The 20337-nt window shown below is 64.7% G+C and carries 18 protein-coding genes and 1 tRNA gene; 5 read left to right on the forward strand and 14 right to left on the reverse strand.

Annotation, left to right across the window (positions count from 1 at the left end; all coding sequences use genetic code 11):
* Positions 1–10: 10 nt before the first annotated feature.
* From ybeY to GH664_RS12670, 4 genes are read right to left on the reverse strand one after another with little or no spacing between them, the layout of a single operon-like run.
* The gene (ybeY, locus tag GH664_RS12655) at positions 11–817 is read right to left on the reverse strand and encodes an rRNA maturation RNase YbeY (RefSeq protein ID WP_153168437.1); all 807 of its coding nucleotides are present in this window, start codon (positions 815–817) and stop codon (positions 11–13) included.
* Positions 810–1811: a PhoH family protein gene (locus GH664_RS12660; protein WP_153168438.1), complete on the reverse strand. Its 1002-nt coding sequence runs from the start codon at positions 1809–1811 to the stop codon at positions 810–812. Before GH664_RS12660 ends, ybeY begins: the two co-directional genes overlap by 8 nt.
* The gene (miaB, locus tag GH664_RS12665; RefSeq protein WP_153168439.1) at positions 1812–3164 is read right to left on the reverse strand and encodes a tRNA (N6-isopentenyl adenosine(37)-C2)-methylthiotransferase MiaB; all 1353 of its coding nucleotides are present in this window, start codon (positions 3162–3164) and stop codon (positions 1812–1814) included.
* Between the two features lie 21 nt (positions 3165–3185).
* Positions 3186–3512, reverse strand: a complete 327-nt coding sequence (locus tag GH664_RS12670; RefSeq protein ID WP_228111493.1) for a hypothetical protein — start codon at positions 3510–3512, stop codon at positions 3186–3188.
* A gap of 225 nt (positions 3513–3737) precedes the next feature.
* Between GH664_RS12670 and GH664_RS12675 the strand changes: the two genes are divergently transcribed.
* From GH664_RS12675 to GH664_RS12690, 4 genes are all read left to right on the forward strand, one after another.
* Positions 3738–3814: transfer RNA gene (locus GH664_RS12675), tRNA-Met, on the forward strand.
* A gap of 229 nt (positions 3815–4043) precedes the next feature.
* Positions 4044–4229: a hypothetical protein gene (locus GH664_RS12680; protein ID WP_153168440.1), complete on the forward strand. Its 186-nt coding sequence runs from the start codon at positions 4044–4046 to the stop codon at positions 4227–4229.
* Positions 4226–4438: a hypothetical protein gene (locus GH664_RS12685; protein ID WP_153168441.1), complete on the forward strand. Its 213-nt coding sequence runs from the start codon at positions 4226–4228 to the stop codon at positions 4436–4438. Before GH664_RS12680 ends, GH664_RS12685 begins: the two co-directional genes overlap by 4 nt.
* Before the next feature lie 3 nt (positions 4439–4441).
* Positions 4442–4732 (forward strand): hypothetical protein, encoded by a 291-nt coding sequence (locus GH664_RS12690; protein ID WP_153168442.1) that lies wholly within the window; start codon positions 4442–4444, stop codon positions 4730–4732.
* 55 nt (positions 4733–4787) lie between these two features.
* On the opposite strand, the gene GH664_RS12695 is transcribed toward GH664_RS12690, so the two are convergent.
* The 9 genes from GH664_RS12695 to GH664_RS12735 all read right to left on the reverse strand — a co-directional run bounded on the left by GH664_RS12695 (position 4788) and on the right by GH664_RS12735 (position 18980).
* Entirely contained in the window at positions 4788–5150 is a 363-nt protein-coding gene (locus GH664_RS12695) for a hypothetical protein (RefSeq protein ID WP_153168443.1), read from the reverse strand.
* A 385-nt stretch (positions 5151–5535) separates the two neighbouring features.
* Entirely contained in the window at positions 5536–8361 is a 2826-nt protein-coding gene (locus tag GH664_RS12700) for an ATP-binding protein (RefSeq protein ID WP_153168444.1), read from the reverse strand.
* Complete coding sequence (locus GH664_RS12705) at positions 8358–9425, reverse strand: YhcG family protein (RefSeq protein ID WP_153168445.1); 1068 nt, start codon at positions 9423–9425, stop codon at positions 8358–8360. Before GH664_RS12705 ends, GH664_RS12700 begins: the two co-directional genes overlap by 4 nt.
* Before the next feature lie 24 nt (positions 9426–9449).
* Positions 9450–9962: a hypothetical protein gene (locus GH664_RS12710; RefSeq protein ID WP_153168446.1), complete on the reverse strand. Its 513-nt coding sequence runs from the start codon at positions 9960–9962 to the stop codon at positions 9450–9452.
* Positions 9959–10999 (reverse strand): ATP/GTP-binding protein, encoded by a 1041-nt coding sequence (locus tag GH664_RS12715; RefSeq protein WP_153168447.1) that lies wholly within the window; start codon positions 10997–10999, stop codon positions 9959–9961. The genes GH664_RS12710 and GH664_RS12715 overlap by 4 nt, the downstream gene beginning before the upstream one ends.
* A gap of 11 nt (positions 11000–11010) precedes the next feature.
* Positions 11011–13911, reverse strand: a complete 2901-nt coding sequence (locus tag GH664_RS12720) for a DUF1156 domain-containing protein (RefSeq protein WP_153168448.1) — start codon at positions 13909–13911, stop codon at positions 11011–11013.
* Positions 13912–14964 carry a hypothetical protein gene (locus GH664_RS12725; protein WP_153168449.1) on the reverse strand — a complete coding sequence of 351 codons (1053 nt, stop codon included), beginning with the start codon at positions 14962–14964 and terminating at the stop codon, positions 13912–13914.
* Positions 14961–18491 carry a helicase-related protein gene (locus GH664_RS12730; protein ID WP_153168450.1) on the reverse strand — a complete coding sequence of 1177 codons (3531 nt, stop codon included), beginning with the start codon at positions 18489–18491 and terminating at the stop codon, positions 14961–14963. The genes GH664_RS12725 and GH664_RS12730 overlap by 4 nt, the downstream gene beginning before the upstream one ends.
* Positions 18492–18797: 306 nt before the next feature.
* Positions 18798–18980, reverse strand: a complete 183-nt coding sequence (locus GH664_RS12735; protein WP_153168451.1) for a hypothetical protein — start codon at positions 18978–18980, stop codon at positions 18798–18800.
* A gap of 114 nt (positions 18981–19094) precedes the next feature.
* Here GH664_RS12735 and GH664_RS12740 point away from each other — a divergent pair, with 114 nt between their 5' ends.
* A complete protein-coding gene (locus GH664_RS12740; protein WP_153168452.1) occupies positions 19095–19445 on the forward strand; it encodes an HNH endonuclease in 351 nt (116 codons plus the stop codon).
* Between the two features lie 21 nt (positions 19446–19466).
* Here the strand turns inward: GH664_RS12740 and GH664_RS12745 are convergent, their stop codons facing one another.
* Positions 19467–20300, reverse strand: a complete 834-nt coding sequence (locus tag GH664_RS12745) for an aldo/keto reductase (RefSeq protein WP_153168453.1) — start codon at positions 20298–20300, stop codon at positions 19467–19469.
* Between the last annotated feature and the right edge of the window lie 37 nt (positions 20301–20337).

Genomic DNA, 20337 nt, shown 5'->3' on the forward strand with positions numbered 1-20337 from the left:
GCGCAAGTCGTCAGGCATAAGGGTCAGCATAGCCCAGGCGGCGCAGGATCTGCGTCTCCAAAGCCTCCATCCGCTCGGCCTCGGCATCCTCGAGGTGATCGTAGCCCTGCAGGTGCAACATGCCGTGCACCACCAGGTGGGCGAAGTGCGCTTCCAGCGTCTTGCCCTGCGCGGCCGCCTCGCGCACCACCACCGGCACGCACAGCACCAGGTCGCCGGTGAGCGGCGCGCCGGACTCGGCCACCGCCAGCATCTCGTCCTCGCCGTAGCTGAAGGTGAGCACGTTGGTGGCGTAATCCTTGCCGCGGAATTCGCGGTTGAGCCGCCGCCCCTCATCCTCGCCGACGAAGCGCACGTTGACTTCGGCATCGCCCTGCAGCGCGGCTTGCGCCCAGCGGCGGATGTGGTTCTTCTTCGGCGCGTTGGCCTTGTCGTCGCCCTCCACCGCGCGCTGCACCGACAAGGTCAGCACCGGCGGCAGCGTGCTGCGCGCCGGCTCGGGTTCGGGTTCAGGCTCGGGCGCCGGTTGCTGTTCCTCGTCGTCCACCGGCAGCAGGTCATGCAGCACGTCCAGGCGCAGGGTCACCACATTGCACGCGCCCGGTTGCAGGCTGATGACGGGCGTATCTTCCTCGCTGGCGGTTTCGGCCTCGATCTCGAGATCGCCCCACCCCTGGTCGGGAAAGCCCAGCAGCAGGCGACGGCCGCCGCTGAGTTCGATCTCGAGCCGCTCGGCCTTCACCCGCGTCGCCTTGCCCTCGGCATCGATGATGAGGATCTTCGGCCCGCCGTTGCGTGCCGCGTGCTGCTTAGGCATTTCCCTGCTCTCCCTGCGTCTCGGTGGCGGCCCGGGTCTTCGCCTCGCTTGCCGCCTTGTTGTCGTAAGCCTCGACGATGCGCGCCACCAGCGGGTGGCGCACCACGTCTTCCTTCTGGAATTCGGTAAACGCGATGCCGCGCACCTGCGCCAGCACCTCGCGCGCCTCGCGCAGGCCGCTGCGCTGGCCGCGCGGCAGATCGACCTGGGTGAGGTCGCCGGTGACCACCGCCTTGGCGCCGAAGCCAATGCGCGTCAGGAACATCTTCATCTGCTCGGGCGTGGTGTTCTGCGCCTCGTCGAGGATGATGAAGGCGTTGTTCAGCGTGCGCCCGCGCATGAAGGCGAGCGGCGCGATCTCGATCAGGCTGCGCTCGAAGAGCTTCGCCACACGGTCGAAGCCCATCAGGTCGTACAGCGCGTCGTACAGCGGGCGCAGGTAGGGGTCGACCTTCTGCGCCAGGTCGCCGGGCAAAAAGCCCAGGCGCTCACCGGCCTCCACCGCCGGGCGGGTGAGGATGATGCGCTCCACCAGGTCGCGCTCGAAGGCATCGACTGCGCTCGCCACCGCGAGGTAGGTCTTGCCGGTGCCGGCCGGGCCGATGCCGAAGGTGATGTCGTGATCCTGAATGTAGCGCAGGTACTCGACCTGACGCGGCGTGCGGCCGTGCAGCTCGGTGCGCCGTGTCAGCAGCACCGGCGCGGGCTGCGCGCCGGCGTCGCTATTGCCGCGGGTGGCGATCTCGATCAGCGCAAGCTGCACGTCATCCACCGACAGATCCTTGTCAGCGAGCTCATAGAAATGCTTCAGCGCCATCTCGCCGCGCAGCACCTGCGACGGATGGCCGTGCAGCGTGAAGTGCTCGCCGCGGCGGCTGATGGTGATGTCGAAGGCGTTCTCGACCTGACGCAGGTTCTCTTCCAGCGCACCGCACATCCGGGCCAGGCGCGGGTTGTCGGCCGGCTCGAAAAAGACTTCCAGGGTCTTCGCCATTCAGGATTCCCGGGTCAGGATTTCGCCGCGCAGGCTGTGCGGCAGGGCGGCGGTGATGCGCACGTCGATGAACTGGCCGATCAGGCGGTCGCGGTTGGGCGACGAGGCGGCGAAGTTCACCACGCGGTTGTTGTCGGTGCGGCCCATCATCTCAACCTCGGCGTGCTTCTTCGCCGCGCCTTCCACCAGGATGCGCTGCATGCTGCCCACCATCGCCTCGCTGTTGGCCTGGTACTGCTCGTCGATGCGCTTCTGCAGCCGTGCCAGCCAGGCGAGCTTGGTGTCCTGTGGCACCGGGTCTTCCAGGTCGGCCGCCGGCGTGCCGGGGCGCGAGCTGTAGACGAAGCTGAACGAGCCGTCGAAGCCGACCTCGTCGATCAGCTTCATCGTCTTGTCGAAGTCTTCCGCCGTCTCGCCGGGGAAGCCGACGATGAAGTCGGAGGTGAGCGACAGGTCGGGACGCGCCGCGCGCAGCCTGCGCACGACGGACTTGAACTCCAGCACCGAGTAGCCGCGCTTCATCGCCGCCAGCACGCGGTCCGAGCCCGACTGCACCGGCAGGTGCAGTTGCGACACCAGCTTGGGGAGCTTCGCGTAGCAGTCGATCAGGCGCTGCGTCATCTCGCGCGGATGCGAGGTCGTGTAGCGGATGCGCTCGATGCCGGGGATCTCCGCGACGCATTCGAGCAGGAAGGCGAAGTCGCCCTGCTCGCCATCCTCGCGCGTCAGCTCGCCGCGCCAGGCGTTCACGTTCTGGCCGAGCAGCGTCACTTCCTTCACGCCCTGCGCCGCCAGGCCGGCCACTTCGGCCAGCACGTCTTCCAGCGGGCGCGACACTTCCTCGCCGCGGGTGTAGGGCACGACGCAGAAGGTGCAGTATTTGGAGCAGCCTTCCATGATGGACACGAAGGCGCTGGCGCCCTCGACGCGCGCCGGCGGCATGGCGTCGAATTTCTCGATCTCGGGGAAGGAGATGTCCACCTGCGAGCGACCGGTCCTCTTGCGCGCCTCGATCAACGTCGGCAGGCGATGCAGCGTCTGCGGGCCAAACACCACATCCACAAAGGGCGCGCGCTTGACGATGGCCTCGCCTTCCTGGCTCGCCACGCAACCACCGACGCCGATGATGAGGTCGGGCTTGGCCTGCTTCAGCAGCCTCACTCGGCCGAGGTCGTGGAACACCCGCTCCTGCGCCTTCTCGCGCACCGAGCAGGTGTTGAACAGGATCACGTCCGCCTCTTCCGGCTTGTCGGTCTTGACCAGTTCTTCATTGGCACCGAGCACGTCCGCCATCTTGTCGGAGTCGTACTCGTTCATCTGGCACCCGAAGGTGCGGATGTAGAGCTTTTTCATCAGGAGGGAATCACGCTGGGATTACTGCTTGGGTTCGGGCGCGGCGATCTCATCGGGCGTGAGGATCCACACCCGGCTGACCTGCCCGTTGGCGTCGACGACCGCCCGCACGCGATACTCACCGCGCACCGCACCCTGCAGTTGCAGGCGGTTCTCGGGGTCGCGGATCTGCGCCCCCGGGCTGAGCTTGAACAGCTTGTCGCCCACCGCCACCGAACCATCGCCGGCGAAAACCATCTTCACCTTCTTCGCCTCGGGCGGAATCATCCGCGGCAGGCCCGCAAACGCGCTGCCCGCAAACATCACGGACAGGGAAGAAGCCGCCAGGATGGCAGCAAGAGAACGCATGGATCGCGAAAGAAGGCGGCGCAAGGCAGGCCCGGACGAACCGGCAGACGACATGGGAAGGGCCCGCATGATGGCCGATCACCACCCGGATGTCAATGCAAAATCCTTATAAATCAAGACTTACGCCACATGCACCGCGCTCCCGACCGCCCCGCTGCGCACGCCGCATGTGCTGGCGCCTGTTGACGCCCCCGTCACCAACCCGCTATATTCGCGCGCTCTGTTGGTGATGTAGCTCAGACGGTTAGAGCGATGGATTCATAACCCATAGGTCGGCGGTTCGATTCCGCCCATCACCACCAACAAATTCAGGGGCTTGCAGCGATGCGAGCCCCTTTTCTTTTTGGTCGGGCTATCACCGGGCTATCACCACGACGGAAAGTGTTAGCCCGCATCGCAGAGCCGACGCGTCCACGCATCGCGGCTCATCTGCGCCCACCGCCTGATCCAAGTAAGCATTCCAGCGTCGCCCGACCCGCCCGCAAAGCGCTTTTTGTGCTGGAATGGCGGCGCCATACCTTTGGTGCAGCGATGACCAACCCTGAGAACGGCAAACCGAAGATCTTGGACGTGCCGGCCTTCCTGCGAGATCCGCGACCGTCCGAGCGACTGCGCTGCCCGACGCTGCTTGTGGCATGGCGGCGGACGACGGGCGAGCCCTCGGTGCCAGAGCGCGAGGCTGGCGCTGCCGACGACTCCAACGAGGATCGAATGTGATCTCCGCGAGTGACCTGGTGCTGGCCGGGGCGGCGGCGGTCATCGTGCTCTTCGCCTTGTTTCGACTTCGGAAACGTCGGCGGAAGGTGGAGATCGAGATCCCACCGTTTCTGCGTGGCACGACGGATCCCCGCGACGACGCCGGCAGCCGCTTCAAGGGAAATTGGACGGAGGTCCATCCATTGCCAAAACGATTCATGGACGACTGATCCATGGCCCGCACGAAGGGCTCTCAAGAGAGTTTCACCCAGTTCGCCAACCTGATTGGGCAGGCGGACGGCCTGCCGATCACTGCCAGCGCCGGCCTGGGCGTCGATTTCGGGCTGCCTGATTTTCGCGGCAAGAAGGGGTTCTGGCGTGCGTACCCGTCTTGGCGTGTGCACGACTACACATCCAAGACATCGCCTGTCCTGATGCGTTCCGAGCGTAACCACGGCTTGCCTCGGGCTTTCATGCAGGACGCGTCCCTCGAGCATCAGCGCCAATGCAGGGAAAAGACCTAGATAAGAAGTACATCCCCGCCCACAACACCCACTTTCCCTATCTGGAAAGAAGCGGTTATGTGGCGTTATCCTCACGGATATGTTGCGTATAAAGCGCGACGAATCCGGTTAGCTCGTGGAATCCAGCGCCTTTTCCCAAAGGGATGTTTTGCTTTAGCCATCCCGCGTTTGCCGTCCAGATTCTTTGCCTGGCTACGAAGTGCCGGTCTATATTGGCACCGAACGCCACATCGCACATGCGGCAAAGCATTTCGGCTGTATACCTTTCCGCTTCGGTACATGATGCGGACAAGTAGGCGTGAAAATACCGGGGCTTCACGCTCCCTTTTTCGACGCGTACCCATTCAATGATCTGCAGGGCGAACTCCGGCCTCCAAAGCGTCAGTAACGTCGAAAAATGGAGTTTTTGTCGTTCCATCGGCGACTCGTTGGTTTTCTGAGCGTGATAGTGCTGGACGGGGCCGTCCAAGAGTGGGCGCAAGCCGCTTTCTGCAGAAACCGTCCACGTAAGCGCCTGACGGAGAGATGGATCGACTCCGTTGTGCGATGGGACAATGGAGTCGATCCGATGCCAAGTCTCGTCAAGACGGCGCTTCAACACGATCCCGCTGCATCACCGACGATGCATCCCAACAGGGTGCGCTGTGAACCGCAAAACGAAACCGGACGTTGTGATTATATCAATTTCGTATCCACTCTTCGCATTTCCTGACCCATCCGGCGGGCCATATGTGGGTTCAACCTGACTGCCGAATTGGGCTAGACGGCGCGCTCCCGGGCGTTGATCGTTTCAGAGATCCGGCTCAGTCAAATTCCGCGTTCTTGAACCTCAACACGTTGCAGTTCTCCCTCACGGCACGCTGCAACCCGTCCTCGAAGCCCGCATCGCTCTCTGCGTCGATCTCGATCGAGATCCGCACCTTCACGCCCGGCTTGGCGGTGAAGTTCAGCACCACCTCGTCGATGATGTCGGCGAACTGCCGCTTCGCCATGACGGGATCGAGGTCGATCGTCCCGAAGAAGTGTGTCCGGAGCGCTGTGGTGGCGGCGGCTGGGGCCGAGAGAGCGCGCGTGGCGCCGCCCGAGTCGGCAGCCTTTTGCGCACTGGGTGGCGTGCCAAGCGGATAGGTGGCCGCTCCAGCGCCCGCGGCCTCTTGCGCACGTTCGGCCGCGATGCGCTCAGCCTCGGCCTGTGCGAGCGACGGTTCGATCAGGATCAGCGCGGTGTCCAGAATGGGCGTCGTCCGCTTCGCGAAGCTGAAGCCCAGGTAGCGACCGTCCTCCTTACCTTGCGCAAAGCCGAAGAAATCCCGGCTCTCCGCACCCGCAGCAAGCGTGTTGTGGAACACCGCGTCGTCGCGCAGACGTGGCAGGTAAAGCTGCTGACAGGTCTGCTGCCAGACGTTGAGCGCATTGGCCTCGCCCGTGCAGTCCTTCCAGAACCACGTCTTCAGCACGTTGTGCAGGTGGATCGGCGCCCACTCGGTGATCAGCAGCTCGTTCTCGCGCAGCACGCGCTCGATCTCCTGGGTCAGGTTCTGCGCGCCAGAGTTGATCTGGAACGGTTCCCACTGCAGCTCCGAGAGCCCCTTGCCGCGCTCGGCGAACTGGGCCGGCGCCAGCATCCAGCGGTAGCTCTCCTTCACCATGCCGCGCAGGGCCTCGTTGGCGTCGTCCAGGCTGCGGCTTGCCTGCCGGGCTTGGTACTGGTCGAGGTTGAGCTTCATCTCCTTGATGTCGGCTACGATCGACTGCCAAGCCAGCACCGAGCGCACCTGATCCTTCAGGCGGCTCACGCTATCGGCGTCGGGGGCGAGGAAGATCAGGCGGTTCTGCTTGAAACGCGGCTGCTCGCCGCGGTGCTTGAGGATCTCGGTGGCGTAGCGGATGGCGGACTGGTCGCCGCTGCGGCTGTAGCCGGCTGTCGGCGGCAGCACCACCAGACGCAGCGCCCAGTCGTCGGGAATGTCAGCGCTGGCGGTGAACACATGCACGCCGCCGAACACGCCCTGCGCCAGCGTGCGCTGGACCCGGTCGCGTACCGCGGGGATCACGTCATCCTTGTCCTGGAATCGCCGTTTGCGGTCTTCCATCTCGCGGCGCAGGTTGGGTCGCGTATCGAACCAGAAGCGATTGTTGCCCGAGTTGAGGTAATGCAGGCGGTCGTTCAGGCGGCGCAGCGCGTCCTTGAACACGCCGATCTGCTGCCCCGGTTGCACGCATCCCAGCAATACCCGCTCGAGCTCGATGCCGCGCACCATCTGGCTGGACGTCGTTGGCGCGCTGCCCAAGAAGATCGTCCGCGCGGTGCGACGGCACGCCTGCACGCTGCCCAGGCGAGTATCCACGCTCTCCAGTTCGGTGGTCTCCGCGCGCTCGCCGTCGACGTCGCGTTCCAGCACCGGGTCCCAGCCCTGCGGCAGGTAGTAGATCGACTCGTTGCGGGTGTCGGCGTCGTACAGCGGCAGACTGCCCGGCATGATCAGCAGGTCGCCGTTGTTGTCCTTCCACAGCCGGTGGATGATCTTCGCCATCAGCTTCAGCACGCCGCGGGTGCGCTGGAAGTTGTCGAGCGAGGACCAGTCCTCGTAGAGGCGCACGAAGACCTCGGGGTGGATCGGGTAGGCATGCATCAGGCGCTCGAAGTAGCGCGCCTCCTGGGTCTCGTGCGGCAGGTCGGCAGCGTTGGCAATGTAGTAGTCGGCAAAGGCCCGGCATACCGCCTCGGCCCCCAGCTTGTCGCCGATGCTCGAGAAAAGCCGACGACGCACGATCTCGAAGGCCTCTTCGGACGACACCGGCTTCCACAGCGCCTGGACCCGCCCGAAGTAATGCGACAGGGCAGCCAACGCCTTCACGCCGCGCTGGCTGCCGGCTTCCTTGTCGGACTCGGGCAGCGAGGCCAGCAACACCGCCGTCGGCACGGCCTTGAGCGCCTCGGTGAGCGCCTGCAAGAAGCTCAGGTTGGAATCGAAGGAGCCACCCGACAGCGTCTTGCCTTCCTCGAACTGGCGGATGTAGGCCACCAGTTCGTCGATCAGGATCACGCACGGCGCGTAGCGGCCGAGCAGATCCGCCAGCACGCCCTTGCCCGGCGAGGTGCCGGACTCGTCCGCCTCGCGCACCATGGCGTAGCCCTCGGCGCCACCGAGTTGCCAAGCCAGCTCGCCCCAGAGCGTGTTCACCGCCAGCCCATCGCGCTTCATCGGCTGGTTGGGCGAGAGGCGGATGCCGTCGAGCACCGCGATGCGCGCCCGCGGCATCTCCACCACGCTGGCCGCGTTCAGGATCGACGGAATGCCGGGCATGTCCGAGGCCGACACTTCGCCTTTGGCAAGGTGATACACCGCCAGCATCGTGTGCGTCTTGCCGCCACCGAAGGCGGTCTGCAACTGGATCACCGGATCGCCACCACGCCCGGTCAGGCGATGGACCACCGAGTCGAGCAGCAGACGCATGCCTTCGGTGATGAAGGTGCGCTGGAAGAACAGCGACGGGTCCTGGTACTCAGCGGTTGCCGTACCCAGATGCACGCGCGACAGGTCGGCCGCGAACTCGGCCTGCTGGAAGGTGCCCTTGAGCACGTCCTCGTGCGGAACGGCGATCTCACGCCACGGCTTCAGACTCATTGCTCTTCTCCATCAGGTGCGGACACGGGCGGCAGGGCCCCCAGTGCGACCTGTTCGCGCGCCCGCTGCACCGAACGGTGCAACTGCTCGCGCAGCAGTTTCATGTCGGGAATCTTGTCCAGGTACTCGGCGACCCGGATGTTGGCGCTTCCCAGGTCGAGCAGCTCGACCTGCTCGGTGTCGGCCTGGGCGCACAGGATCAGGCCGATGGGCGACTCCTCGCCCGCGGCGCGGTCGTACTTGTCCAGCCAGCGCAGGTACAGCTCCATCTGACCCTTGTGGGCGGGCTGGAACTTCTCCAGCTTCAGCTCCACCGCCACCAGCCGGCGCAAGTGCCGGTGGTAGAACAACAGGTCGAGGTAGAAGTCGTCACCGCCCACGCTGATGCGTTTCTGGCGGGCGACGAAGGTGAAGCCCGCGCCCATCTCCAGCAGAAAGCGCTCCATGTCGCGCAGGATGGCGGCCTCCAGGTCGCGCTCACTGTAGCCGTCGGGCAGGCCGAGAAAGTCCAGCATGTAGGGGTCGCGGAACACCATGTCGGGCGTCATCTGGCCGCCGGCGCGCAGCTTGACGAGTTCGGTATCGACCAGAGCCTCGGGCTGCTTGGTCAGCGCCGTGCGCAGGTAGAGCTGGCTGCCGATGCGTTCCCGCAGGGTATGCACGCTCCAGCGCTCGATGCGGCACATCTCGGAGTAGAACTCGCGCTCCAGCGGCTTTTTCAGCGGCAGGATCTCGATGAAGTGGCTCCAGCTCAGGTGCGGCGATAGCGACGCCACCACCGCCTCGTCCGGGAACACCTCGGCAAATTGCACCATGCGGCGCAAGCTGCGCACGCCAAAGCTGCGACCGTACTCGCGGACCAATTGTGTCGACAGCGTCGACACAATCTGCTCGCCGTAGTCCGCACGCCCCTCCTTCAGAACCTCACGCCGGATACGCAGGCCCACATGCCAGTACAGCATCGTCGCCGCACTATTGGCAGTTTGTGCAACGTGCTGGCGGGCCTGTTCGATCAGGCCGCGCAGCTCGTTCAGCAAGGAGGCGTCGGTTCTCGGAGCAGTCATCGATTCAGTTCCTACGGCACGGACTCAGGAGACTACCCACGGCAACGTGGCGGCTGTGCCACTCCGGTCCATCACGATGGGATGCGCATCGATGGCCTTAAGCAGTGTGCGGAGCTTCAGCTGGAGTTTGTCCGGCTCGATCACGCGAGGGCGTAGTCGACTCCCTTTGACCGGCTGCTCGATGTGACAAACCACCCGCATACGTTGCGCCCTCACCATCCGGCGACCGAATGCGCGCTCAACCGGATCGTTGGCGCCGACACTCGCCGCAACCAAGCCCGCCAGCGTGTCCCGCACCTTGATCGCCACCTCATCGGCCAGATCCACCGCCTTGGTACGCGGATGCACCCGATAGTCCTTCACCTCGATCAGCCACGCGCTGCGATTCAACTCGCACAACAGATCGACCGCCTTGTTGTCCGTGAAGCAGCCCCGCTGGAACTGATTGCGATAGAAAGACCAGTCATCGTACTTACTAGCCTCCGCGCCGGGAGCGAAGGTGAAGGTCAACGCGCCTTCCGCAATGGTCGTGCTCACGCGCCCTCCCAGTTCATGAACCGATCCGACTGAGCGAGCTCTTCGTCGAGCATCACCAGGGTCTGGATGTCCTCGACCTGATCGCTTTGCTCCAACGCGACTTCGCCGTCCTTCGCCGCTAGCGCGAACCACCGCCTGGGTAGCTTCTGGTACTGCTTGTCGCCGAGCAGCATCTCCAGTTCCCGCAGTAGGAACAGCGAATGGCTGGCGACGAAGACCTGCACCCCGCTGGCAGCGACGGCCACGATGCTGGCCGCGATAATCTTGATCAGCTTCGGATTGAGGTTGGTTTCCGGCTCATCCCAGAACAGATAACCCTGCTCCAGCAACGTACCCGTACTGATCAGGCGCGCCAGCATTGCGATCTTGCGCAATCCCTCCGCGACCAGCGGCATTTCCATCCGGCCCTCTCCCGGCAGTTGAAGGTAGAAGCGCCCACTCGCCGCATCCACCTGCACCTTGCCGCCCATGGCCTGCTCCAGCGGTTCCAGCAGCGCTGCCGCGCGTTTCTCCCGGGGGCCTTTCAACGACGGATTGCCCAGCAAGGACACGGTGTCCCGCCAGGTCTCCTCGAACTCGAGGTGATAGTTGTCGTACAGCGGTACAAACCACGGGCACAGGGTCACCAGTTCACGGGTCGGCAGATAGGCCGGCGAGCGCTCAAGCCCCTTGGTCGGACGCTTCTTCAGCTCCACCTGCGACTTGGCGTTCGATGCAAAGCCACCAGCCACGCTCAACTGCGAATCGGTCATTCGAACACTGAATCCACAGCGGCCACGCCCCTGCCTCCGCTTCACGAGGCGTCCTAGGCTTTCGGGCCGAAAGACTCCCACCAGCTTTTCAGCATAGGCCCGCTCAAGTTGCGCGGCACTGAGGTCCTTGGCGTCCGACGGGACCTTAAGCAATGCATACAGAAGTTTCAGGACGTGCGTCTTTCCGAACCCGTTCTCACCGACGATGACATTCAGTCCAGACGCGAACTCCCACGTCGCGTCTGGTAGCGCGGTGAAATTCTGGACTTCCAGCGTCTTGATCATCCCAAGCCTCCCTAAATATCCAGACTACCCTGCGACCCCACATGTCCCGCCTCGCTCGCCCCGCGCTCCACGCCGCTCCACGCAGTGATTAGCTCGTTGTAGGCGCGGGCGTCTTCGGCCCAGCCCTTGCGCTCGCACAAGGTGTAGAGGCGGTAGGCCAGCGCGCGGATGGGTTCGGCGCGGGCGGGCATGCGGGCGAGCAGCGCGCCGGCGGCGGTTTCGCCGTCCTGGTTCAGTGCGCGGATCATCTGGTGCAGGGCTTCCCACACCGGCACGCGGGTGTCGGTTTCCGGGTTCCAGTCGCGCGGCATCTCGGCCCATTTCAAAAGGCGCAGGTCGCCCTTGCCGGATTCGACCACTCCGGCCTCCGTCAGGCCAGTGACGCTGGTGCCCTTGGCGCGGGCGAGCACGTCGGCCTCGCCATACTTGCCGGTGGCCCAGCCTTGGCCCTCGAACCAGTGCAGGCAGAACTGGGTGTCGTGGTCGAAGTCGTCCTCGGCGAGGAAGCGGTTGATGAGTTGCAGCGCGGTGCGCACGCTCATCGGCTTGCCGTCGGCTTCCAGCACCGCGGCGTACTGGCTGAAGATCGCCATGCCGGGGCCGATGATCGCCTGGGACAGATCGACCGGCGCCACCGGGCTGTTGATGCCGCCACGGGTCATGTCCATCAGCGCCTCAGGCAGCACGGCGTTGAGTTCGCGGATGAACTCGCGACGGCTGACGTTGGCGGCATCGGCGTCGCGCTTGCGGCAGACGAGGACGATGCTGGAGGCGAGCGCGTTGGTGCCGGAACCGATCATGCGGTTACCCAGCTCGGTACGCATCGGCCAAGTGCCGGTTAAGGCGAAGCCGGCACAGATCACCGCATCGAGGAAGGTTTCCCAACCGGTGCTGGAGGTACCGGCGTCGCCCTTGGTTTCCGCCTGCTTGAAGGCGTAGTAGATCGTCACCGGAAAGGCGGGATGCGCCTGCTCGGCCAGGTTATGGATGGCGCGGGTCATGCCGTCGAGGAAGAAGGCTTCGGCATCCTGCTTACCGCCATGGCGATAGGCTGTGGCGACCAACTCTTCGGCCTTGGGCACCGCCAGCGTAGCGTAAAGACTGGGAAATATCGGCTTCAGGCTCTTCCGTAGCCAGACGTAGAAGAAATCGGACAGGTCGGCGTAGCCGATGTTGTCGTAATACGGTGGATCCGTAGAAACGACCTTGAACCGGCTAATAAGTTGAGTTGCCGCATCGCTCTGGAGTGCGAAGCCGCCCGATCCACCGGGATGCCGCTCCACAACGCGCTCTACTGCACGAAGACCACTATCAAAACTCCCAGCCGTTTCGGCAAGAATGTTCGACTCCGCGTAGTCCCAAAGCATGGGCAACGCCTGCCGTGCGTAGACGTTTCGAACAGTCGCCTCACGCCCTCTGGCAGCCTGAGCCAAGTCCCAACCACATAAAGAAGAGTTGCGATCTGCGAGGCGGTCCACCGAGAGGGCTAGGAAGGTGCCCACGGCATGCGCATACGCCGTCGCGCCGAGTCCGCCGGCATCCAATGCGATACCATCGTCGTCCCCTCCCGTCGCCTGCGCATCCTGGCGGCACTTTTCGATGACCTCCTGCACCAGATCGGAAAAGGTCGTCAGCGCCACCAGTTGGCGGGGGGTGAAGAGGTCACCCCACTCTTTGAGACCGTAAGGCACGCAAGTGCCACCCGTGAGTCGGGCCGGCACATCACCCGATGGCTTCCATGTCGCCTTCGCCTGTCGAGCAATGGCTTCGTCCTCTTCAGTCGGGCTGAGATAAACACGCCCGCGCACGTCTTCGGCAATAACGGCCATCAGTCGTGCGCCCATGCGCCCAGCCTGTCCCTCGGCCTTGATGTAGTCGCCACCAATTGGCGTACCAGACAGCACGCACTGGAAATTCGCACCACGCCCGGCGGCCTTGGTGCCAGCTTTCGCGGCTTCAGTCAGCGGCCCGACCTTCACCGAGAACCGATAGGCATCCCGTTCGACCACCGGCTCGACATACGCCTCCTTGCCCGCCTTGCTCGAAAGCACGAAGGTGGAGGCCAGCGGCACCTCGGCATGGCTGAAAGCGGGGTTGGGGCTCTTCACCGTGCGCGCCCATAGCCAGGCAATCACGGTGAGCTTCTGGCCGAGCAACGGCTTGAGATCCGGACGCTCGGCGACCATCTCGGCGGTGACTTCGATTTTCGGGTACAGGTGGCCGATGCGCTTTTCCGCTTCTGCCCGCATCCAGGCGCCGTAGCGGCGCACGTCCTCGGCCAGCCCCTTGGCGCCGGACCAGTCCTCGGCCAGCTTGCCCTGCTTGTCGCCGGGGATGCGCGGCCCCACCGGCGCACGGCCCGCAAAGCGCGGCGGGATCTCGATCATCGCCTTATTGATCGTCACCGCGACCGGGTTGAGGTCGCTGGCGTAGCTCTCCAGTCCCAGGCGCTGCGCCTCCAGCGGCAGCGCGCCACCACCCGCAAACGGATCATGGAAGGCGGGCAGCTTTTCCGGGTTGAAGAGCTCGGCCGCCTGCGGATGGCCCTTGTTGAGCGCACAGGTCTCGCGCCAGCTGTTCCAGATCTCCGCGCGGGCGCGGGCGAGCACTTCCTCGTTGTTGGTGTTCTCCCACTGCACGAGGTCTTCGATGATCTTGAACAGGCGCTCGCGCTCGATGGCGGCCTTTTCCTTGTTCACCCCGCGCCCCAGGTGGCGCTCATAGCCGGGGTCATTGACCATCTGCGCAAAGATCACCGCCCGCGCCGCGGCCAGCGGCCGGCGCGCCCACCACAGGTGCAGCGTGCTGGGGTGGCCGTGGCGGATCGACTTCTCCCGCGCCGCGGCGACGTTGATGGCGTCGAGCGGGAGGGCGACTTCGATGAGTTTCTTGGGGGTTTTGATATTCGTCATTCAGTCGTCCCTTTCCCAGCCGACCTTGCCATCGCAATGGCTGCAGCCTGTTGAGTAGCTGTATTCCATGTCGCCGGTGTTCAAGTCGTTGCACCAACCGCACTGTTCAATGTGGTAAGAGATATCGAAGCAATTCGTGCAGAAGTAACCATCGCCACGCTTAACGACGGTGTGGTAGCCCTCGCAAGCGCCGCAGTTGGCAGGTTCCCAGCGAACATCTCCGTCAGCAATGGCGCTGTGCGCCGCAGCATGGTCGATCAACGCGTCCGCCAGATCTTCAGGCTTGATGGGCATATCGCAGTGCTTGCACGTCGCGTAACCCTCGTTGGCAATCACTATCGGTTTGCTGCAGTGCGGGCAATTGATCTCGACCTGGGTCTCGGTATGGTCGCAGACCACGCAATGAAGCGATGCGATCTGGCTGTCAAGATCCTTAGGCACGGCAGCCTTAAAGCCGCAGGCGCTACATGCTCGCGGCGTGTTGCCGGCCTTACGCACTTTGGCCAGTTCGGTCTTGAGCGCCTTGAACTTGGCGCTCAGGTACTTTCGGTGAGCCTTCATTGCGAGATCCGCGCGCGCGATTTCGCCGGCAAAGTCATGGAAGTAGCCGCCCCACCCACTCAACAAGCGGTGGAGGTGAAACCATGACCGACAATGCTCAGCGACGATCTGCGCTTTCGCCCCGTCGTCGCTCTCCATCTCGGGGTGGAAGAAGTGCACCATCTTGTTGCGATGGTTCGCCAGCGCACGAAAGCTGCCGTAGGCGTCATCCCCAATGTCCTCACCGACGACATCCCGAAGCCGCGCTCTTGCCTCTTCCAAGGTGATTGAGCTGAAGTCCCCCGCCATGAACTTAGCTAGATTGGCTTGTTCAGGCTTCGAGACGATCAACGACCAGTGCTCCTTCATCAGGCGTGCCTTGAGCAGCATTTCCACAGCCGCGCAGAAGTGGATGACGGAGTACTTGGGGTTCTTGTCGAACTCCGCGATGCCACGCAACAAGAAATCGAAGGCGTTTCGCGTCAGCGAGTCGAAGATGTCGTCCTGCATCATTTGACCGACTTCCCCCTAGCCAGCAGTTGGTCGAGATCGAGATTGATGCTGGTGACGGCCCAGTCCGGCTCCTGCGCGAACGGGCGGCGGATGTAGTACGGACCTTCGACGTCGTCGCAATCGACCAGCACGACCGCCAGGATGAACTTGTCGGCCTGATTGAGCCCGTAGAGGATCTCGTTGCGGGTGACGGTGATGGTGGTCGCGCCCTTGGCGCGCCCCTTGACCTCGATGTGGCGAGCAGGCGGCAGGCGGCCGTCGATCGGCCCCGGCAGGCTGGTGACGTCCCAGCCGCACTTCTGCGCGGACACGTCGATGACCTCATGACCGAGGGCGCGCTCGGCATCCATGACGGCCTGCATGGCGATGGCCTCGATGCGTGCGCGAGCGGCGGCGTCTGCGCTCCAGCCGGATTCACCACGACGTTGCAACAAAAGCCCCTGCGGGATGACCAGCGCGCCGCCAACCACCGTGGGCGTGCTGGAGATCACATGGCGCATAGCCTGCAGCTCGGCGGTGCGGGTCTGCAGCCGGGCGGAGAGCTCGTCGAGTGTGCGCAGGGCGTTGTCGTAGTTGAGGCGCGGCTGCTTGCCGGCGGCGACGTCGTCCTTGAGCTTGATCGAGCGGTCCTGCCAGTAGTTGATCTCCTTCACCAGCCGTTCGTGCACCGCAGCGAGGGTCTTGTCGACCTGCTGTACGCGGCGGCTCCGGACTTCCTCGAAATGCTCGGGCACCAGATGGGTGGATGCGTGAACGAGCGCCCGCTGTTCGAGCTGGTTGGCGTGGCCGGTGGCGACCCAGGGGGCGCCGAGCACGTCGCGGATGCGGGCGAGGTCGTCGTCGGCAATGGGCTCAAGGTCGAGGTGCGGCGCCCAGCCTGCATGGATGGCCTCGCCTGCAGGGTCGATCTCCACGAACTGCATGCGGCGCGAGACGATGCGGTTTTGGTCCGCGCCTTCCTTCACGGCGTGATCGACAATGAACATCAGCCGCGGAGTGACCCCGAGGTCGGCCGGATCGATCAGAACCGCGCCCTGCTTGAGCTTGTTGCGATGCTGTTCCAGCACGATGTCGGTGACGGCCTGCATCAGCGGATGGCCGGGGTGCAGGAGGCTCGCCATCTTGGCCTCGGCGCGGCCGGGCACGCGGACGTGGTCCTTCTCGAAGCAGACGCGCTCGTAGCGGCGCAGCACCGGCTCGTTGTAACGCCGGTCGCGGCCGGCGATCTGGCGGTCGCGTTCGCGGATGATGGCGGGTACATGAGTGATCTCGGCGCGGCCGGCTTCGCGCGGACGCAGTTCGCCCCCGAGCGACTGGAACGCCTGATTGAAGAAAGCGCGGATGAAATAGGGCTGCAGCTTGCGGGCTTCGGCCTTCTCCATCTCTTCCTTCACCGCGTAGAGGCGCTGCGGGTCCATGACCTCTTCACACAGCGCGTTGCGACGGATGATGTTCTGCAGGTGGTCGGTGTCGAGCGCGCCTTCGATCTTGCGGAAGAGCTCGGCCTTGCGGGCGGGGTCTTCGCCGTACTTGATGGCCTCGATGAGGAGTTCGCGCAGGCTCTTTTCCTCGAACACTTCGCCGAGGATGTCGAACACCCGCCCGCCCAGGGCCTTGCGTTCGACTTCCAGCTTGTCGAACAGGCGCTGGAAGACATCGCCTTCGCGGGTCTCGTTGGCGACCATGTTCCACAGGTGGCAGATCTCGGTCTGGCCGATACGGTGGATGCGGCCGAAGCGCTGCTCGATGCGGTTGGGGTTCCAGGGCAGGTCGTAATTGACCATGAGGTTGGCGTTTTGCAGGTTCACGCCTTCGCCGGCCGCGTCGGTGGCGATGAGCACGCGCACAACCGGGTCGTTGCGGAAAAGCTCCTGCACCTTGCGCCTGTCCTCGCGCTTGACGCCACCGTGGATGACCACCACCGCCTCTTCGCTACCCAGCACGCCGCGGATCTTCACGGCGAGGTAGTTCAGGGTGTCGCGGTGCTCGGTGAAGACGATGAGCTTGCGCTGACGGCCGTCGGCATCGCGCATCTCGGGCGTGTCCTGCAGCAGGCGCGAGAGCTCGTCCCACTTGCGGTCCTGGCCGGAATGCACCACTAGGCGGGCCTGCTCTTCCAGCCCTTCGAGGATGACGATCTCGGCCTGCAACTCGACGATGGTGCGCGCGGCGGTGGCCTGATCGACGACCGATTCTTCGAACTCCTCGTAGTCTTCCGGGGCGAGGTTGTCAGGGGCGTCCCAGATGTCTTCGCCGGCGCCGTTGGTGAACACGCTGTTGGCGAGCACTTCGCCGCGCTGGCGCAGCTTCTCTTCTTCGACCCGGCGTTGCAGCTTGGTCCGGCGACGGCGCAGCGACTGGTAGATCGCCTCGGGGCTGGAGGCGAGCCGACGCTGCAGCGCGGTGAGCGCGAAACCAACCGTGCCGCGGCGCGCGCCGTCTTCGAGTTGATCGGCGCGGTTCATCTCCGTCTTCACGTAGTCGGTGACCGCGCCGTACAGCGCGGCTTCGAGATCCGAGAGGCGGTAATTGACCGTATAGGCGTGGCGCTCGGGAAAAAGCTTCGTGCCGTCGAAGCGCAGCATCTCTTCCTTGACCATGCGGCGCATGAGGTCGGACACATCCACCTTGTGCGCGCCGTCGCGGAACTTGCCGTAGAAGCGATCGGAATCGAGCAGCGACAGGAAGAGCTGGAAATCCTCTTCCTTGCCGTTGTGCGGTGTCGCGGTCATCAGCAGGAAATGCCGGGTGATGCTGCCGAGCAGTTCGCCGAGCTGAAAGCGCTTGGTCTTGTTGATCTTGTTGCCGAAGTAGTTGGCCGAGAGCTTGTGCGCCTCATCGACCACCACCAGATCCCAGCGCGTGAGCTGCAGCTTCTGCAGCAGGTCGTCGTTGCGCGAGAGCTGATCGACCCGGGCCACCAGCAGGTCGGTGTCCTCGAACGGGTTGCCGCTGGCGCTGTTCTCGACGAGGTCGCGACCGAAGATGCGGAACTCCAGCCCGAACTTCTCGCGCATCTCGTCCTGCCACTGCTCCACAAGGCTGCCTGGGGCGACGATGAGCACGCGGCGGGCGTCGGCGCGCATCAGGAGCTCGCGGATGAACAGGCCCGCCATGATCGTCTTGCCCGCGCCGGGGTCGTCAGCCAGGACGTAGCGCAGCGGCTGACGCGGCAACATGGACTCGTAGACCGCGGTGATCTGGTGCGGCAGCGGTTCGACGTTGGAGGTATGCACCGCCATCATCGGGTCGAACAAATGCGCGAGGTTGATCCGCCACGCCTCTGCCGCGAGCTTGAACGCTTCGCCGGGCGCATCGAAGGCCCACGGGCGGCCTTCTTCGGCAACTGACAGGTTTGCCTCGTCGTTGCGGAACACCATGCGTTCGCCGAAGCGTCCGTCGGCCGTCTTGTAGACCACGGTGAGCGCGTCGGGGCCGACCGGCTCGGTGGCGACGACGCGCACGATCTGGCCCAGCTCGATACCAACCAGCGCGGTGTTCGGGGTGATCTGTTCGAGCTTGAGCATGGGGGGCGCGAGGGCGTGGTTGGGTGCGGGGGAGCGACCTGGCATTATACCGATCGCAAACATGACCCATTGCGAACCACGACGCAAAGCCGCTCTGGAACGTTCGCCCCAGCATCAGGCCGCTGCTGGGAGCTGATTTGCGCAGAGATCTACTCTTCGCAAATACGCTTCAGTGCAGCCTGATGCGGCTCGGGTTCATTGCCGCGCCTGGCGCGGGCTGCGAGCCCGCCGAGTCACACCACCGGCGGCACTCAATGCGCCCCTTCAGATCCGCGACCGGATAGAAGACCAAGGCGTTGCCCTGTTTCACTTTCTGCAGAAGGTCGTGTCGCTGCTGTCGGCCTCGGTATGCAGGTCAGCCTGCACGTCCTGGCGCGGCGCACGGCGAAGGAACTGGAAGATCGACAGGAACTCCGCGCCACCCTCCGCCCAGCCGCCAAACAAGACTGTCGATGGCCGCTGGCGTGAGCGTGACGTGCTGCGGGTCATCGCTCCTCGGGCTGTCACGCCGCGCGGGAACCCACGCTGCGTCCGCAGTTCTGAAGCATGGGATCAATCACGCGCAGACGACCGGGCCGGGCGCCAGGTCATCGGGCACATGTCATGACGGGCAGGATACGCAGGAAGCTGCTTGCGGCGGTGGAGCCGGGCCGGCCGGCGGACGAAGACGTCGTCTGCCCCTTGTGCGGCCGCCCCATCCCGGCGTCGCAGCGCGACGAGCATCATCTGCGCCCGAAATCCGAGGGCGGGCGCGAGACGACGACGCTGCACCGCATCTGCCACCGCCAGATCCATGCGCTGCTTACCGAGCGCGAGCTGGCGGCAGCGTATTTCACCATCGACGCCCTGCTCGCCCATCCCGAGCTGGCAAGATTCCTGCGCTGGGTGAAGCACAAGCCGGACGACTTCTTCGAGCGGACGCGCAAGAGCGCGCGGCTGCGCGCCCGGCACTGAACACACGCACATGCCCGGCGCCTACAGCATCTCCAGCGGCCGCGGCCCGCGCGGCGGCGGGAACAGGCGGTCGAGCTCGACCAGCGTGGCGGCGTCCAGCGCAAGCCGAAGCGCACCGAAGTTCTCCTCCACCCGGCGCACGTCCGAGGCCTTGGGAATGACGATCACGCCTGGTTGCTGCAGCAGCCACGCCAGCGCCACCTGGGCCGGCGTCGCCTGCAGGCTGCGCGCCAGTTCGACGAGCTTCGGTTGTGCCAGCAGGCGCGCCTGCTCCAGCGGCGAATAGGCCATCAGCGGCACGTTGCGCGCGGCGCACCAGGGCTGCAGGTCCCACTCGATGCCGCGCCGGCTGAGGTTGTACAGGACCTGATCGACCGCGAAGCCATCGCCGCCCGGCACCGCGCAGAGTTCCTGCATGTCCTGCACGTCCAGGTTGCTGATGCCCCAGCGGCGGATCTTGCCCGCCGCCTGCAGGCGCTCGAAGGCTTCCACTGTGTCATCGAACGGGATGTCGCCGCGCCAGTGCAGCAGGTAGAGATCCAGGCAGTCGACGCCGAGGCGCTTCAGGCTGCGCTCGCACGCGGCCGGCATGGTGCGGCGCCCGGCATTGAACGGATACACCTTGCTGACGAGGAAGACCTGCTCGCGCCGGCCGCGGATCGCCTCGCCCACCAGCTCCTCCGAGGCGCCGTCGCCGTACATCTCGGCGGTATCGATCAGCGTCATGCCCAGCTCGATGCCTCGCTGCAGCGCCGCGAGCTCGGTGGCGCGGCGGGCGCGCGTCTCGCCCATCATCCAGGTGCCCATGCCCAGTGCGGGGACCTGCGTCCCATCGGGCAGCGCGATGCTCTTCATGGCGACTTCACTCCTCTACTTCCGTCCTTGGCCCGCC

This window comes from Thauera sp. 2A1 (assembly GCF_009469595.2).
GTDB lineage: Bacteria > Pseudomonadota > Gammaproteobacteria > Burkholderiales > Rhodocyclaceae > Thauera.